Source organism: Microbulbifer pacificus (assembly GCF_002959965.1).
Lineage (GTDB): Bacteria > Pseudomonadota > Gammaproteobacteria > Pseudomonadales > Cellvibrionaceae > Microbulbifer > Microbulbifer pacificus_A.
This window is the reverse complement of the sequence record NZ_PREV01000027.1, coordinates 181,639-198,753: the sequence shown is the minus strand read 5'-3', so window position 1 is coordinate 198,753 and position 17,115 is coordinate 181,639. Positions and strand designations below refer to the sequence as shown.

Below are 17,115 nucleotides of genomic sequence, written 5' to 3'. Positions count from 1 at the left end.
GCAGAAACTGACGCACATACCGTTCGCTTTTTTCCCCACTTCTGACGCCGCAATTGGCACTTGCGAACCAAAGGCGCAATTTCATTCACCAAATCCCTTGAAGAAAGAAAAATTGTTCTAGGGTTGTTAGCAAGCCTCTGTTGATAGAAGTAAGCAGTTGTCAGGGAGGGCGCAGCCAAATTCGGCGAACATTACCGGTATCAGGAGAGGTATACCATGGACAAAACCCGTCTTTCTCGGGCAATCAAGGGCGCAATCGCGGCTGCCGCGGTTTCAACCAGCTTTTCCTCCATTTCTTTTGCCCAAGATACTCAGGCAGAGGTCGAGGAAATTGTTGTAACCGGTTCTCGCATTCAACGTGCGACAGATACCAACAGCGCCACCCCTATCAGCGTATTTGACGCCGCTCAACTGGAGCAGTCAGGCCAGACAACACTGGAAGACTTCCTTCAACAAATTCCGTCCATGACCGGCGGTCAGTTGGGTTCTTCAGTGAACAATGGTAGTGATGGTCTGGCGACAGCATCACTGCGCGGTCTCGGTTCAAGCCGGACACTGATCCTGATGAACGGTCGCAGATTGAGTTCTTCTGGCGGCGCAACCGGCGTAGTCGACCTGAACACCATCCCCACTTCGATTATTGAACGCGTCGAAATTCTACGCGATGGTGCATCCACCATCTATGGTTCCGATGCCATTGCCGGGGTTATTAACATCATCACCAAAAAAGGGTTTGAGGGCGCGGAGCTAACTGCGGACTACGGCTCATCTACCCACGGCGACGGTGATGAGTATCTGGCGGCAGTAACCTTCGGTACCGGAAACGACAAAGGGCATGTAATGCTGAACGCGCAGTACACCAAGCGCGACGATATCTGGCAGGGGGATCGCCGTTTTTCAGAATGTCCTTTGGGCGAGTCTGGTGGTGACGTACTTTGTATCGGGAGTCCGACCACTATTCCGGCTCGCTTCTCTCCGATTTCAAACAACAATCAGTATATTGTTGACCCCAACACGGGCGAAGTAGAAGCCTTCGACCTTGCCGCTTACGGTTACAACTTTGCTCAGGCTAGCTATCTTTCTACCCCGCAGGAAGTGGCCTCGATCTATGGTTATGGCTCTTATGAGCTGTACGACTGGAAGGATGTCACCACCGTCAGAGCATTCTCAGAGCTATCCTTCGTAAACCGCCGCTCCGATCAGCTGATGGCCGCAGAAGGCACATTTTGGGCTCCGGAAGTACCACTAACGAATCCCGGTTTTCCCGCTGGTTTCAGCGAGCCGGTGACCATCGGCCGCCGCCTGGCAGAAACTGGTGGACGTTTGTTTACTCAGGATCTTAATACCTGGAGAGGTGTTGTCGGCCTGGAGGGGGAATTCTGTAACGAGTGGACCTGGGATCTTTCCTACAATTATTCCCGCTGGATCGACTCCCAGATTGACCGTGGCCGCGGCAATACCGTTCGATTTGAAAACCTTCTCGATCCCGCTGCCTGCGCTGCCGATCCGGATTGCGCCGCGGCGGTTGCCGAAACCGGCGAAATCGCCTGGAACCCCTTTGTTGAGGACAGCCTGACCCCTGCCATGCAGCAGTATGCTCTGGTAACAAATTCACCTGTAAACCGCGCCAGACTGCGCAGCTTCCAGGCGAACCTTGTAGGTGACTTTGGCGAATGGGCGCTGACCGGAGAAGCGCCCGCCTGGGCCATCGGCTATGAGAACCGTTCAGAAACCACCGAAATCATTCCTGACGGTGCCGCGGAAATTGGTCAGATCTACTTTGTAAACGGCGATGCCTGGGGTGGCAGCTACACCGTGGATGAATTCTATGGCGAGGTTCGTGTTCCCGTTCTGGAAGGACGCCCTTGGGCCGAGATCCTGGCATTCGAAGCATCTTTCCGCTACTCCGATTACGACACCATCGGTGATGACACAACTTTTGGCGGAGTCATAGAGTATGCGCCAATAGATGAGCTTCGTTTCCGCGCAACATACTCTCAGGGCTTCCGCGCCCCCGGTCTGGACGACCTGTTCCTGACATCAACCGTGTCCGCGGAGACCTACACTGACCCCTGTAACGGCTACAAGACCAGCGACCCGGCCAATATCGTCGCCAACTGTATGGCGGATGGTATTGCGCCCGGAACTAAGATCGGGACTCAGGCGACAGGACTATTTGGCGGTAACCCTGACCTGGAAGCTGAAACTTCTGAGAGCTATACCCTCGGTATTGTTTGGACCCCCAGCTTCACTGATGACATGGGATTCACTCTGGACTACTTCAATATCAACATTGACGATGCCATTGGTACCCTGACGACCAACACCATTGTCAACGGTTGTTATGAAAGTGCGAACTTCAGCTCACCGCTGTGTGATCTGATTACCGGCGCACCGGCTGTGGGCACCAGCCCCTCCGCAGATGCTCCAGAACGCCGCGCATCTGACCTGACTATTGCCGGCCAACTGCTGAATAGCCAGAACGTCTCTACCTTCGAAACCTCGGGCGTCGACCTGGGCTTCGATTACAGCATCGAGGCAGGCCCAGGCATCCTCTCCGTTAACGCCACAGCAACCTATCTGCATGAGTGGAAATATCGCGCCAGCGTCGATGATCCCACCATCGATCTGGCTGGGTACTACGGTGCAGATCCGGTAACCACCGCTATCGTAGCCTTCCCTGAGTGGAAGCTGTACACCACATTTGGCTATGAATACGACTGCTGGAGCGCGTTTACCACCGTACGGATGCTGGGCGAAGTAGATGACTTCGACCCGCAACCCGGAGACCTGGCGACTCACATTGACACCACCTGGTACCAGGACGTGAACTTCAACTACTTCCGCTGGGAAAATGTCAAAATTACCGGCGGCATCCGCAACATCTGGAACCAGCAACCCCCCTATGTCACCAACTACGATGACATGAACACTCTGATGAGAAGTTATGACACTGTTGGACGCTTCTTTTATGGAAGTGTGACTCTGCAGTTCTAAAGATTCTTCTAGCCCTCCTTCCGGCCCCGCCTTCTATAGGCGGGGCCTTTTTGTGCTTTCACCAAAGACCGAGTGTGCATTTTTTGCGCAAAACTTACACCTAGGTTACCAATGGAATTTTTTTGAATATTTTTCCCTCTACGTATTGAGGGGACCATCTTCTCATCCGTTAATTGGTCGTTGGGAAGGAAATGACCACGTGGGGGTAGTCATTTTCAGCATCGCCTGTACAGGCAACACACTATAAGTCCAACGATCAAGAGAGGATTTACAATGAAAAAGAACCTTCTATCCGCAGCTGTGATGGCTGCGATTGCGGTTCCCGCTTTCCCTGTTCTCGCACAAGAAGAGGCAACGTTAGTAGAAGAAGTCGTAGTCACCGGCTCACGTATTGTTCGCCAGGATTTTGACTCTGCCAGCCCGATCGCCACCATCGATCAGGATATTTTTAAATCTCAGAATGCCATGACTGTTGAAAGCGTTCTGAACTCCATGCCTCAGTTCGTGCCTTCTGTGACCAGCACGTCCAACAACCCATCCAACGGTGGCCAAGCCAACGTTGAACTGCGTGGTCTCGGCACCACTCGTACCCTGGTACTGGTAGACGGTAAGCGTGTCGTTCCGTCCAATGCCACTGGCGTTGTAGACCTTAACCTGCTGCCTGCCGCTCTGATTGGCAGCACAGAGATCATTACTGGTGGTGCTTCTGCCGCATACGGGTCTGATGCGATTGCCGGTGTAGTCAACTTTAAGCTCCGCGAGCTTGACGGTGTTGAAATCGATACCAGCTGGGGAGAAACTGCGCAAAGCGACGGTGCCCAGACTACAGTCAACATTTCTGCTGGTATGCCGTTCGCTGAAGGTCGCGGCCACGTGATGGGCAGCATCGGCTTCGCAGACCGTGAGGCTGTATTCGCTGGCGATCGTGACTTTGCCAATGTAGCACTCGGTTACTCAGGTGGTGAATTTGTCCCGCTGGGCTCCGGAACCATTCGCGAAGGCTTTACTTCCGCTAACACCAGCAACCTGGCAAGCCAAGCTGCCATTGATGCGATTTTTGCTCAGTACGGCGTTGCAGCGGGCAAAGTTACCCCCGGTAACACCCTTGCGTACAACACTGATGGCACCCTGTTCACTTGGATTACACCAGAAAATGGGGCTCCAGAACTTATTAACTTCCGCGGCGACGTTAATGACCCGCTGCAGCCTGCTGTTGCACCGTATTCTTATAACTTTGCACCGGTTAACATGCTGGTGATGCCACTGGAGCGCACCAGTTTCTTCGGCCGCGCCTCGTTCGAGCTAACCGAAGATACCGAAATATACGCTCAGGCCATTTACGGAAACTACACCGCTTCCCAGGCGCTGGCACCAACCCCTCTTTCTGCAGTTACCGTTTCTGCGGACAACCCGTTTATTTCTGACGACCTGAAAGCCATTCTTGATTCTCGCGCCAATCCGGATGCGCCAATTTCTTTCGGCAAGCGTATGATCGAAGCAGGTAGCCGTATTGCCGAGAGCGAATACGATACTTTCCAGCTTATCAGCGGAATCACCGGCAGCGTATTCAATGACTGGACATACGATGCCTACGCTTCTTTCGGCCAGGTAGATATCACCGAGTCTCAATTCGGTAACATCTCACGTGGAAAATTTGAAGAGCTGACTTACGCAGCGGATGGCGGCGCGTCAATTTGTGAAGGCGGCCTGAACCCATTTGGTCTGGGCTCCATGACTCAGTCTTGCGTGGACTACATCACCGTCGACTCCCAGAACAACACCACCGTTGATCAAACCATTGTAGAAGCCACTTTCAGCGGCCCGGTATTTACCATGCCGGCTGGTGATGTGTACGCTGCATTCGGTGCGTTCTACAAGAAAGACGAGTACAACTACACGCCAGATTCCACTCTGTCGGCTTCCCTGCCGGATGGTCGCCCAGATATCGCCGGCTTCAATGCACAGCAAGCGGTAGTGGGTGAAACCGATTCCCAGGAAGTCTACGCCGAAGTGGCAATCCCTCTGCTGGCTAATGTGCCGGGTATCTACTCTCTCGATCTGGATCTTGGTTATCGCTATGCGGATTACTCTACTGCAGGCGGAGTAAATTCCTACAAGAGTGAGCTCAAGTTCCGTCCAGTTGAGTCACTGATGCTGCGCGGCACCATGCAGCGTGCTGTTCGTGCTCCCAATATTTCCGAGCTGTATACTCCTCAGCAAACCAACTTCCCCAGTATTCAGGGCTTGGGTGATCCTTGCTCCGTCAACAATGCGGCATTCCGTGGTGACAAAGCCCCGAACGTAGCCGGTGTTGAACAGCTCTGTACTGCGCAGGGGATTCCTGCTGCGGCAATGGATGTATTCACATACACCAATTCCCAGGTCCAGGGCCTGAACGGTGGTAACCCAGATCTTCAGGAAGAAACTGCAGATACCTTCTCTCTGGGATTGGTATTCACATCGCCGCTTGACGGAATCTATTCCGACATGCAGCTTTCTATCGACCTGTTCAATATTGAAATCGAAGATGCGATTTCTCAAATCTCTGCATCTACTTCGATCGAACGTTGCTTCTCTGCGGAATACAACCCCACCTTCAGCAATGACAACTTCTTCTGTAGCCAATTCTCCCGTAACTCTTCCGGAGAAATTGTTAATGCACAGGAAGTTTCGCAGAACCTGGGTGGTATCGCGACTCGCGGTATTGATGTTCAGTATGACTGGACTGTAGATGCAGGCCCAGGCAGCCTGAACCTGAACTGGATGGCGACTTACACGCACTCCTATAAAGTGCAGGAACTGCCAGGCGACGCCTTCGTTGAATATGCAGGTACTGCTGGCTATACCATCGCATCCAGCTTCCCCGAGTGGAAATGGAACATGGGACTCCGCTACGACATCAACGATATCTCCGTTGGTGCCCGCTGGCGTTTTGTTGATGCCATGCAGGACTTCGGTGTTGAGGACTTCAGAATCCCGGACATGCACTACTATGACCTGAATGCGTCTTATGCCTTCAGTAATGGCGCAATGGAAGGTCTGTCGCTGCGTGCCGGCATTTTGAACCTGACCGATGAAACACCTCACATCTACCCGTCTTACGTACAGTCCAACACTGATCCATCTCAGTACGATGTACTGGGTCGCCAGTACTTTGTGGCTCTTAACTACCAGTTCTGATAATTATCGGATACAGGTAATCAAAAGGCGGTGGGCGCGAGCCCATCGCCTTTTTTATAAAAATCAAATTCCTATAGACTAGCGAGCAATCACTTAAATAAAACGCTCTACACGCCCCATATACTTACAAATGTCGATGCCAGATAGAAAAGCCCAGTTAGATTTATATCACTGCCATACCATGTGGAAAAATGGCGAGCTTGCGCAGGCAGAGTCTTGCTGCCGACGCATCGTTAGTGCCACTCCAGACTTTGCAGAGGCAAACCATCTTCTCGGATTGATATTGAAGCAATCAAAAAATATATCAGATGCAGAGAAATTCCTGAAACTCAGTATCGAACAATCCCAAGATAATGCCGAATTTCGAACAAACCTCGCTAATTTTTATCGATCGCAGAGTCGATTTGAAGAGTCACTGCAACTGTACCTAAGCGCACTCCAATGCAACCCCCATTTTCGCCCAGCCAAAATCGCACTATTACGTCTACTCAATATTATCGACCCCAAAAGATCTGCCGACCTCGCCCGGCAATTTTTAGCCCAGGCTACAGCTGACGCAGAACTCTGGGGCATTCTCGGTCAGGCGCTGAAATCCACAGGGGATCTTTCGAACGCAGAAAAGTCATACCGAAAATCTATCGAGTTAAATCCTAAAAATGCGATAACACATCACAACCTTGGAGCACTACTATCTCAGGTTAACCGGGCAGAAGAGGCGCTTGATGAGTTACGGAAAGCAGAAGACTTCGGTCTAAAAACCAGCGAACTTGAGTATAACCGCGCCAGCGCACTGTTAGCACTCAACTGTGAAATGGAAGCGGAACTTGCTCTGCACAGATCCTTGGAATTAAATCCGCATTCTGCAGACTCTCACATGATGCTTGCAAATCTCCGATTTATGCGAGGAGACAATAACTATCTGGACACTCTGGAAGCAAACATCAAAAAAAATCCGGAACAATCGCGGCTTTGGGCAGTTTATGGAAATCTATTGCGCGACTCACAAAATATTAAAGCATCAGTTGAGGTACTCAAAGAGGGAATTCGAGTCTGCGGCCAAAAAACAGAAATTTCTCTCGCCCTGACAACTACATTATTGGAGGACGGACAATATCAAGAAGCACTGATCTATGCGAAGGATGCTGCCGGAGAGAATCCGAACGACTTAAATATAAAAAGCACTCTCGCTTCTTCACTTCTAAGCAATTCCCGACCGCAAGAAGCCAAGACTCTTATCACACAACTCCGTGAAGCAGCGCCACTCAACCAAGAGTACATTGCTCTGGAGGCGGTTGCAGCGCGCCTCCTCCAAGACCCCTTTTATCACGAACTGTATAACTTCAACGCATTTGTACAAACCTTCGATATCGAACCGCCCGCGGGATGGCAGTCGATTACCGACTTCCATCGAGATCTTATACCAGAGCTCGAATCACGCCACCGCTTCTCTGCACATCCACTCAATCAGAGTCTGAGATCCGGCACTCAAACAGCACAAAGTTTGCTTGCAGATCGTAGCCCAATCATCCGCGCTTTTCTTCAATCACTTTCAACACCACTTGAAGAATACAGAAACTCTATCGGATTTACCCCAGACCACCCATTCCGCTCGAGGAGCAAGGGGAAAATCAGTATATCTGGATGCTGGTCCGTACGGCTTGGCGCGAACGGGTTTCATGTAAATCATATTCATCCGCAAGGGTGGGTCAGCTCGGTATATTACGTTGAAGTTCCAGAGGAGATATCAAACCATAGTAAGAAGTGTGGCTGGCTAAAGCTTGGCGAACCCAGATTTCATGTTCCAAATGCAGGGCCAGAATGGTTTGTCGAGCCAACTCCAGGAAAACTTGTGCTCTTTCCATCCTATATGTGGCATGGAACTATCCCGTTCATAAGTAAAAAGTCACGCCTGACCATAGCATTTGATGCGGTGACCGACACATGATTTTATAGCTACCCCACACCATGCATCCAATTCAAAACTGAAGTTTTCCAGCTTCCACACAATTCCGTTCCCAAAGATGAATCACTGAACCAAGTTCAACTAAAGGAGCGCTTGGTAGCGTGACGTCGCAACAACATCGATAGCGCAGCATTACGGAAGCACCTACACATATTCAGGATCTTTGCCGCTCCTAAGCCATCCCGTAATAGAAACCCTGCTTTTAAGGGAAAATGGAGTAACCATGGAGACTGAATGCAACTGCGGGACCTTAAACAGATTAATTGCATTAAACACAGGAAAATATCCATCAAATCCAGGGCCTTCTTTCGAAGAAAACTGCAGAGCGCCACCCCAATCTGAAAGCCATTCGGATGTTAAATTAATAACGTACGCAATCCGCCTGTTCTTCCCCGCGACATAATCATCGTGAGACGTTAAAAAATGCCCTGGCTCAAACGAAGTCGCCTGAACATCCCCAAATGTAATTGTGTGCTGCCCTGTTATCTCTGCAATAATTCCGAGAAATTCATCTCCATTGATAAATTCAAATACGCTTGCAATAAATTCATCTTCTACATCAGCTTTATGATAAATATCATAAACCGGTATGTTTTTAAAAAAATACTGGAACTCGCTACCAGCTTGGGAATATATTGCCTCACGGAGCTCCGTTTTGCTCTTTTCAGGTAACGTCATATAGTGCGCATAGCTAATATCATAGTGCTTACCTTGGCTGTTAAAAACTAAACTCCAATCTCTTCTACTGGCCAGCTCACTAGCCAAAAAAATGGCGGAGTCCGGCTCAAGAAATCCGGGAATATGCAATTTTCCAGAATCTGAGAATGCCTTCCTTAATTCGTTTACCTTTAGCTTCTTGGAGATTTTAATCACAAATAGCCCCTACTCTTCGCCATAGACTCCATAATGGACATCCCAGAATAATGTTTCATTGCACTGAGCACGATTTCACCTTATTCGAAATTCGGCTCCGATTACTGATTTGAATGCTAGTTTAATTTGCGAGCAAAAACTCCTCAATGAGCAATAAGGGAACTGAGCTTTCAAAATCCGATAGCCACTCTCCATCCTAGGTCCTGAATTCCCCTATAATATGTTCGCCCAAAATGGAGAACAAAACTTGGACACGCTAACCGCCTTCCTCACCCTCCTCTTCGTCATGGACCCACTGGGCAACATCCCGGTATTCCTGGCCGCCCTCAAGAACGTACCTCCTCGACGACAGCTCTATGTGATCATGCGTGAGTTGATCTTCGCACTGATTGTGCTGCTGGTGTTCCTGTACGGGGGGCGCTTTGTGCTTGCCTGGCTTGGGCTTTCACAGGAGGCGATAAGGATTGCCGGGGCGATAATTCTGTTCCTGATCGCTATTCGCATGGTATTTCCCATGGAAGGGGGAATCATGGGAGAGAGGTTGGAGGGCGAACCCTTTTTCGTACCGCTGGCGGTACCTTTGGTGGCCGGGCCCTCTACCATGGCGATTCTGATGCTGATGACCAACAGCGAAGGAGAGCAGTTATGGAACTGGACCCTGGCTCTACTCGGCGCCTGGGCTGTTTCCGCCGTGATTCTGCTGGCCTCCTCACCACTTGCTCGACTTTTAGGCAACCGCGGGTTGATTGCGGTCGAGCGCCTGATGGGAATGGTTCTGGTGATGCTGGCCGTGCAACTTTTCCTCGACGGGATAAAGCAAAGCCTGGGCTGAGCGTCCCTATCAAATGTCGCCCGGCAAGAGCATCTGGGAACGCAGACGTTTTCAGAGCTTTTGTCGGGCCACCTTCTCCCTTCCGGTGATTTACTTCAAGAAAATCATCCAGCCTGCAAACATGATCATTTATTCGCCTATCCGGGTTGCTTTGGGCTATCAACCCGCGGGTGAGATTTTTTGATTTTAGTTACAGGCATCCTAAATAAATCAGAAATAAAAGATAATTTAATAAAATTAAAGAAATGTAACGGACATTTACGCTCTATCGAGAACAAAAAATAACCGCAAAGAACAATTGCTGAACAAATTTCACGTTATTTTTGAGATAACCAAATGTCAGGTTAGTTCCACAAATAAAAATGATCCTTTAAAGTCAGCCCGCACTAAAAATACAACAAACCAATAAAAGTGCCTCTAACGACATAAAGGATGCATTTATGATCAAGACCAAGTTGAGTATCGCTATTGCTGCGTTCAGTACCCTGGCCACTGCTGTAGTATCCGCACAGGAAACTGCTACAGGCCCGATCGTTGAAGAAGTAATTGTTACCGGTTCACGTATTGCTCGTGATCCTCTGTCCACCACTGGCCCTATCACCGTTCTGGATTCCGAAGCGATCAAGCGCTCAGGCGTTGGTACCGTAGACGAACTGCTGAACCAGTTGCCGTCCATGGGTACCACAGGCATTAACGCCAACGACAACAATGGTGGTGCGGGCCTGTCCTTTGTTGACCTGCGCAACCTCGGTTCCGAGCGTACTCTGGTTCTGGTGAACGGACGTCGCTTCGTTTCCTCCTCTTCCGGTGTAGGTTCCGCCGTCGACATGAACAACATTCCTGTCGACATGATTGAGCGTATCGAAGTTTTGACCGACGGTGCTTCCGCGGTTTACGGCTCTGACGCGGTCGCCGGTGTTATCAACGTGGTCCTGAAAAAGGCAGTTGACGGCCCGATGGTAAGCGTTCGTGGCGGCGCCACCAAAGACGGCGGCGGCGAGAACGGCGACTTCTCGCTGACTTTCGGCAACCAGGGCGAACGCGGCAGCTTCATTGCCAACGTCAGCCACAGCCAGCGCGATGAAATTACCTACAAGGATCGCGAGTGGGCGAGCCTCTACAGCTCCATTACACCCAACGGCAACGTATACACCGATTACGGAAGCTTCACCGTAAAAGAAGATGGCTCAGGTCTGACTGCCGGCGCTACTCCGCACGAAATCGGTCAGTACATGTGGCTGTCTGGTGCGATGGAGCGCTCTTCCGCGACCGTCAACGGCACTTTCTCTGTAACCGACGCCACCGAGCTGTATGGCGAAGCCAGCTTCACCACCAAAACCACCAACCAGCAGCTGGCGGCACAGCCGATGTACGGCGCCAACGGCATGAACATGACGGTTGACCATCTGACCCCCGCCATGCAGCAACAACTGATGGCCGCGTGGGACAAAGCTGAACAGGCTTACCAGATTGATCTGGCTGCCTACGAAGCTGCACTGGCAGAGTGGGAAGCCCAAGGCTCTCCCGAAGGTATGAAGCCGGCGGAGCCGAAAGCAAGCCACGGCGAGAGCTGGGATGCCAACCCGATCGACGTTCGTCTGCGTCCGGTGGGCGGTGGCACTCGTGAATACGAGCAGACCACCGACACCTACCGTGTAATCTTTGGAGCGCGCGGAGACTTCGCCAACAGCTGGAGCTGGGATACTTTCTACAGCTATGGCAAAAACGAAGGCGAAAACGTTACTCGCAATTCTTACAACAAGCGTCTACTGGCACAGGTGCTGGACGGCACTTCCCCTATCGAGAACCCGAAGTTTTTCGGCGGTATCGGTGCTGACGTTCTCGATTACATCAGTTACGACGATCGCGAAGACAACGAGTACGAACTGGTTAATGCGGGTGCAAGCCTGACCGGCGATATCGAAGCGATTCAGTTCCAGGGCGGCTCTCTGGGTTTTGCCGCTGGTATTGAATACCGTGAGGAATCCGGCGAATTCAACCCATCTTTTGAAACGCAGACTGGCGACACCTTCGGCAACCAGCAGGACGCAACTGCCGGTGAATTCAGCGCAACCGAAGTGTTCGCGGAATTCAATCTGCCGATTCTGGCCGGTATGAAGTACGCGGAAGAATTGACGGCCGACCTGGCAGTACGCTACTCCGACTTCGATACCTTTGGTGGCGAAAGCACCGGTAAGTTGGGCCTGGTATATGCGCCGAACGAAGAAGTACGCTTCCGCACCAGCTACTCCACCTCCTTCCGCGCACCGGGTATCTATGAGCTGTTCAGCGGTTCCGCACAGAGCTACGAGTATCTGGATGATCCTTGCTTCTCAGGCGCTACCGGCGGCACCGGAGCACACTGCGACAAGATCATTGCGGTATTCGATGGCCAGGTTCCAACCAATATCGGTGGTAACTCCGAGCTGACGCCGGAAGAGGCAACTACCTTCACCGCTGGTGTTGTGTGGACTCCGAGCTTCTTCAACGACTTCTCCATCACCCTGGATTACTTCGATATCGAAATCGAAGATGCAATTACCTCCCCGGATCTGCAGTTGATTCTGGACAATTGCTACCGCGACGGTATCACCGCTGCTTGTGAGCGTGTGACCCGCAACGATGCAGGCCAGATCACCGCACTGGAAGGCGCACTGATGAACCTGGGGAAAATCAATACCAAAGGTATTGATATCGACATGACCCAGAACTTCGACTTCGACGCAGGCCAACTGGCACTGCGTGCTCAGGCTACCCGTCTGCTCGAATTCGAAGAGTTCAACTCCCAGACTGGTCAGACTACTGACTACAAAGGCTACATTGGCACTTCTTCCGGTATGTACGTGAAATGGCGTGCGCTGACCAGTGCTACCTGGTACGGCAACGACTGGAACGTTGGCGTTGATGCCCAGTACATCGATAACGGCCACAGCCCATACCTCGATGTACCTTCCGCCACCTACATCAACCTGAAGGCTGGCTGGGACGTAACCGAGGCAATGAGCCTGAGTGCCGGTGTTGACAATGTCGCTGACCGCGAGCCGTTCGACGGTTCCGGCGGCGGTGACTGGAACAGCACCTACGACTACCAGGGCCGCTACTTCTGGGCTGGTGCTACCTACCAGTTCTAAGTTGTTGACCTGAGTCGATACAAAAAGGGGGATGCAAATGCATCCCCTTTTTTATTGCAAATGATTTTTCAGATATTCCAGTTTGCGGTTATACGCCTGTTGTGTGCCTGGATTGTCAGCCAGTGAAAAGGCCGCAGTGAAGTGCTCACGGGAGTCATCAAGCTCTCCCATTTTGAAACTTGTCAGTCCCATTAAAAAGTGAAAACGGTGATCGTCTTTATATTGCCAGATCGCTCGCTTTAGCTGTTTTTTCGCACTTTTATAATCCCCGTGTTCATAGGCATTGCGCGCCTGGTAATAAAGGTAATAGGGATTGTGTTGGCGATGATATTGAGCTTTTGCCGCGTAGTAATCCGCCAGATCCATCCGCTGTTGCCGGCGATACAAGCGCTCAAGGTTACTGGTGGCGAGGGCATGCCCGCTGTTTAGCTGCAGTGCCTGCAAGTAACTTTGCTCCGCCGCGTCAAGGCGTTGGTTACGACTGTAGAAGGCTCCGAGGTTTGCCCACAAGTCGCTACTTTTAGGTCTCAGCGCCAGCGCTTTGCTCAGATACCGAAACGCCTTGCTCATTTCCCCCTGCCGCATCCATTCCAGCCCGCGATTGCTGTAGAACTGGGCAAAAGCCTCCATATCGGAAATTCGATACTGGTCGTATACCGGATCGTACGCCGCAAGATTGAAGTCCACGACGCGGCGACCCCGCGAACTTTCGCTGACCATATTGATATGGCGGTACACCACAAAGGTCTGCTCTTGTTCCTGCTCCTCCCAGACCGGTGGCACCTCCACTTGATTGAAGTACGCCTCCACGCCCAGTTCCCGGGCCATGGCCACCATCATCACGGTGAACGCCATGCAGTTACCGACCTGCTGGTTATAGGTTTCCGACGCTGTCAGCGTTCGATCTGCGTGATACTCGACAATGAAGTCGCGGTTTTCAAATGCCTTCAGTAGTGCGGTGAGACGCTGTTGTGGGCTGGCCTGTGGCGCAATCTGGGCGAGGTAGCTTTTTATCTCAGGCTGCAGACCGAGAATGTCATCTTCCGGCAGCGGCTCCATTTCGAGAGGTTCACCGAATATCGCAACACCGGACAGCAGCCATTGAGTATCCACGGCAACCGGCGGACGCGGTGTGCTGGAACAGCCCGACAGGAGCACCGCGAGCATACCGACTCCACCCAAAAGCCAAAAAATACGCCTATGTGACCGTTTTTCTATCGCCAGTCCAGAATTTTCCGGGGTTTTCATCGCTATTCTCCCCACATCGTGTTTTGAATCCCTGATTTTCCACGATTCCTGTCGCGAAGGAATACCTTTTGCAGGCTCATTTCCTGTTTCACCTGTAACCATTCGCCAGCTGGTATGACCACTGTTAAACTCGAACGGTTTAAATTAAAAGCTATAACAACCGGGATTGCAGATATGACATCAAATGTCGCAGACGTCTCAACGGCGTCCCCCCGCTCTGGTTCGGGCGAATTGCTCGGCCATCCGAAAGGTCTCTACATCTGTTTTGCTACCGAACTCTGGGAGCGATTCTCTTTCTACGGCATGAAGTACCTGCTTCTGCTGTATTTGACCAAATACCACCTGTTCACCGACAGCGCCGGCTACGACGTACTCGGTGCCTATGCCGGCCTGGTTTACGCCCTTCCACTGATCGGTGGACTGCTGGCCGACCGCTATCTGGGCATGCGCAAGGCTGTACTGTTTGGCGGTATCCTGCTCTGCCTGGGCCACTTGCTGATGGCCGTCGAAGGACATCAGGCCATCTCCTACGCCGCTGGCACGGTACTCAGCGAAGCGATCACTCTGAACGACGGCACGGTCATTGCCGCCGGCACCACACTGGCCAGTGATGTGATCATCCAGGACGTGGTGGCGCTGAAGGTATTCTTCATGGCACTGGCGCTGATCACGGTGGGTGTGGGCTTCCTCAAGCCGAATATTTCCACCATCGTCGGCCAGCTCTATGCCAAGAACGATCCCCGCCGCGATGCCGGCTTCACCATCTTCTACATGGGCATTAACGTGGGCTCTTTCATCGCCACCCTGCTGTGTGGCTGGCTGGGTGAAACCTACGGCTGGGGCTATGGCTTCGGTGTGGCGGGTATCGGCATGGTACTGGGGCTGATCACCTTTACCTGGGGCCAGAAGTTCCTGGACGGATTGGCCGAGCCAAGCCGCCCGGAAGTTCTCAAAGAGAAGGCGCTCGGCCCGATCAACAAAGAATGGGCGGTTTACCTCGGCGGTATCGCCTCCCTGGCACTGGTGTGGTTCCTGGTTCAAAGCGAGCCGGTGGTGCACCTGGCGCAGAACAGCCTGCTGATCGTCGCCATCGTGGGGCTGATCCTGTTCTCCATGCTGCACAAAGACAGCAAGGGTAAGGATATGATCGCTCTCGCCATGGCCGTGGCGACCGCAGCACTCGGCCTGATCTGGGCGTTCACCGATGTGGACGTGTGGCTGGGCTGCATGCTGTTGGGTCTGGTTGCCTTTATTGGCTACGGCTTCGTCCGCCACTACAGTGAGGAGTTCTCCCGCACCGTGGTGCTGATGGTATTGATCACCTCTACTATCGTGTTCTGGGCGCTGTTCGAGCAGTCCGCCGGCTCCATGACCCTGTACGCGGACCGTGTACTGGACCGCGCCGTGGGGGACGGTGAAATCCGGGCCTCCATGTTTGGCTCCCTAAATGCCGGCTTTATCATGCTGCTGGCGATTCCCTTCGCAGCCCTGTGGGTTTGGCTGGGCAAGCGCGGCTGGGAACCGAGCACCCCGGTCAAGTTCGGCCTCGGTATTATTCAGGCCGGTCTCGGCTTCGGCGCCCTGGTACTCGGCGCCGCCTTCCCGACAGAAGCGGGTAAAGTGGCCATGATCTGGCTGGTGCTGGCCTACCTGCTGCACACCACCGGCGAGCTGTGCCTGTCTCCGGTTGGACTGTCTGCGGTGACCAAACTCTCCATCGGCAAGGTGGTGAGTGTGAGCATGGGCACCTGGTTCCTGGCTACTGCGTTGTCCGAAACCGTGGCGACGCGCATCGGCAAGATGGCGGCCATGCCTCAGGACAGCGGCACCGATGTGGCGTCCACCCTGGCGACCTACACCAATCTGTACGAGTACCTGATGTGGTGGGGTCTTGGCGTTGGTGCGCTGATGATTGTCATCTCTCCGCTGCTGAAGAAAGGCATGTGCGGTATTCGCTGATCGCACATTCCAATTGCAAAAAAAGCCGCTGTGGGAAACCCAGCGGCTTTTTTTGTTCATGTGAACTCAGCCGAATACCACCGCGTAATTCAGCCAGATGAATCGTGCCCCGATCACAAGCAGCAATCCAGCAAAGCAGTTTTTCAGGATCTGCGGCGACAACCTGTGGGCCAGTTTGGCACCAAGACGAGCGAACCAGGTACTGGTAAGGACGATGCCGAAAAACGCCGGCCAGTAAATATAACCGCTGCTCCACGCCGGCAGTTGTGGGTCACTCCAGCCCTGTACGGCAAAACTCAGGGCACCTGCAATGGCAATGGGAAGGCCACAGGCGGCGGAGGTGGCGACCGCGCGCTGCATAACGACATGGCAACGAGACAGGAACGGCACGGTCAATGAACCCCCGCCAATACCAAAGATGGCTGACGCCCAGCCGATCACCGCACCTGCCAGTGTCAGCCCAGCCTTGCCTGGCACGCGGCCACCATCGGCTGGCAGTTCGGCCTTGCGCAAGCCGTCAATCCACATTTTCATGCCGATAACCACGGCGAAAATCCCGATCAGTAATTGCAGCCAGGCACCGGACAGCCAGTCCGCGGTCATGCCTCCCAACCAGGAGCCAATCAGTATGCCTGGCGCCATTGTGGCGAAAATTTTCCAGTCCACCGCGCGCTTGCCATGATGGGTGCGGATGGAGCTTACCGAGGTGATGATGATGGTCGCGAGTGAAGTACCGACCGCCATATGGGTAAGGATTTCCGGTGCAACGCCTTGAGCAGTAAACATCAGGACCAGTGCGGGTACGATGATCAATCCGCCGCCGACCCCAAACAGCCCCGCGATGGTACCCGCCCCCATCCCAACCAGCAGATAAAGCAATAAAACTTCCACTAATTTCCTCCAGATCCCCGCCCCTAAAATTCCATAAAAAA

9 protein-coding genes are annotated in these 17,115 nt (G+C 52.6%); 6 read left to right on the top strand and 3 right to left on the bottom strand.

The window, feature by feature from the left end; all coding sequences use genetic code 11:
• Nucleotides 1-216 precede the first annotated feature (216 nt).
• The 3 genes from C3938_RS11650 (at nucleotide 217) to C3938_RS11640 (ending at nucleotide 8,122) form a co-directional block, all read left to right on the top strand.
• Complete coding sequence (locus C3938_RS11650) at nucleotides 217-2,997, top strand: TonB-dependent receptor plug domain-containing protein (RefSeq protein ID WP_105103473.1); 2,781 nt, start codon at nucleotides 217-219, stop codon at nucleotides 2,995-2,997.
• A 273-nt stretch (nucleotides 2,998-3,270) separates the two neighbouring features.
• Nucleotides 3,271-6,177, top strand: a complete 2,907-nt coding sequence (locus tag C3938_RS11645; protein ID WP_105103472.1) for a TonB-dependent receptor plug domain-containing protein — start codon at nucleotides 3,271-3,273, stop codon at nucleotides 6,175-6,177.
• A gap of 136 nt (nucleotides 6,178-6,313) precedes the next feature.
• Nucleotides 6,314-8,122: a putative 2OG-Fe(II) oxygenase gene (locus C3938_RS11640; RefSeq protein WP_158681662.1), complete on the top strand. Its 1,809-nt coding sequence runs from the start codon at nucleotides 6,314-6,316 to the stop codon at nucleotides 8,120-8,122.
• A 162-nt stretch (nucleotides 8,123-8,284) separates the two neighbouring features.
• On the opposite strand, the gene C3938_RS11635 is transcribed toward C3938_RS11640, so the two are convergent.
• Nucleotides 8,285-9,013, bottom strand: coding sequence for a 2OG-Fe(II) oxygenase (locus C3938_RS11635; RefSeq protein ID WP_105103470.1), 729 nt, complete (start codon nucleotides 9,011-9,013; stop codon nucleotides 8,285-8,287).
• A 247-nt stretch (nucleotides 9,014-9,260) separates the two neighbouring features.
• Between C3938_RS11635 and C3938_RS11630 the strand changes: the two genes are divergently transcribed.
• Nucleotides 9,261-9,845 (top strand): MarC family protein, encoded by a 585-nt coding sequence (locus tag C3938_RS11630; protein ID WP_105104488.1) that lies wholly within the window; start codon nucleotides 9,261-9,263, stop codon nucleotides 9,843-9,845.
• Between the two features lie 440 nt (nucleotides 9,846-10,285).
• Complete coding sequence (locus C3938_RS11625; RefSeq protein ID WP_105103469.1) at nucleotides 10,286-12,976, top strand: TonB-dependent receptor plug domain-containing protein; 2,691 nt, start codon at nucleotides 10,286-10,288, stop codon at nucleotides 12,974-12,976.
• Between the two features lie 51 nt (nucleotides 12,977-13,027).
• On the opposite strand, the gene C3938_RS11620 is transcribed toward C3938_RS11625, so the two are convergent.
• Nucleotides 13,028-14,326, bottom strand: coding sequence for a transglutaminase-like domain-containing protein (locus C3938_RS11620; RefSeq protein WP_233998848.1), 1,299 nt, complete (start codon nucleotides 14,324-14,326; stop codon nucleotides 13,028-13,030).
• Between the two features lie 72 nt (nucleotides 14,327-14,398).
• On the opposite strand from C3938_RS11620, the gene C3938_RS11615 reads away from it, so the two are divergent.
• A complete protein-coding gene (locus C3938_RS11615; RefSeq protein ID WP_105103467.1) occupies nucleotides 14,399-16,183 on the top strand; it encodes a peptide MFS transporter in 1,785 nt (594 codons plus the stop codon).
• A 66-nt stretch (nucleotides 16,184-16,249) separates the two neighbouring features.
• Here the strand turns inward: C3938_RS11615 and C3938_RS11610 are convergent, their stop codons facing one another.
• Nucleotides 16,250-17,074: a sulfite exporter TauE/SafE family protein gene (locus C3938_RS11610; RefSeq protein WP_105103466.1), complete on the bottom strand. Its 825-nt coding sequence runs from the start codon at nucleotides 17,072-17,074 to the stop codon at nucleotides 16,250-16,252.
• Between the last annotated feature and the right edge of the window lie 41 nt (nucleotides 17,075-17,115).

Bases quoted from the DNA above. Each gene is read 5' to 3' on its own strand.
- C3938_RS11620 (WP_233998848.1), bottom strand. From the start codon at position 14,326: ATGGTTACAGGTGAAACAGGAAATGAGCCTGCAAAAGGTATTCCTTCG.
- C3938_RS11645 (WP_105103472.1), top strand. From the start codon at position 3,271: ATGAAAAAGAACCTTCTATCCGCAGCTGTGATGGCTGCGATTGCGGTT.
- C3938_RS11615 (WP_105103467.1), top strand. From the start codon at position 14,399: ATGACATCAAATGTCGCAGACGTCTCAACGGCGTCCCCCCGCTCTGGT.
- C3938_RS11625 (WP_105103469.1), top strand. From the start codon at position 10,286: ATGATCAAGACCAAGTTGAGTATCGCTATTGCTGCGTTCAGTACCCTG.
- C3938_RS11650 (WP_105103473.1), top strand. From the start codon at position 217: ATGGACAAAACCCGTCTTTCTCGGGCAATCAAGGGCGCAATCGCGGCT.
- C3938_RS11640 (WP_158681662.1), top strand. From the start codon at position 6,314: ATGCCAGATAGAAAAGCCCAGTTAGATTTATATCACTGCCATACCATG.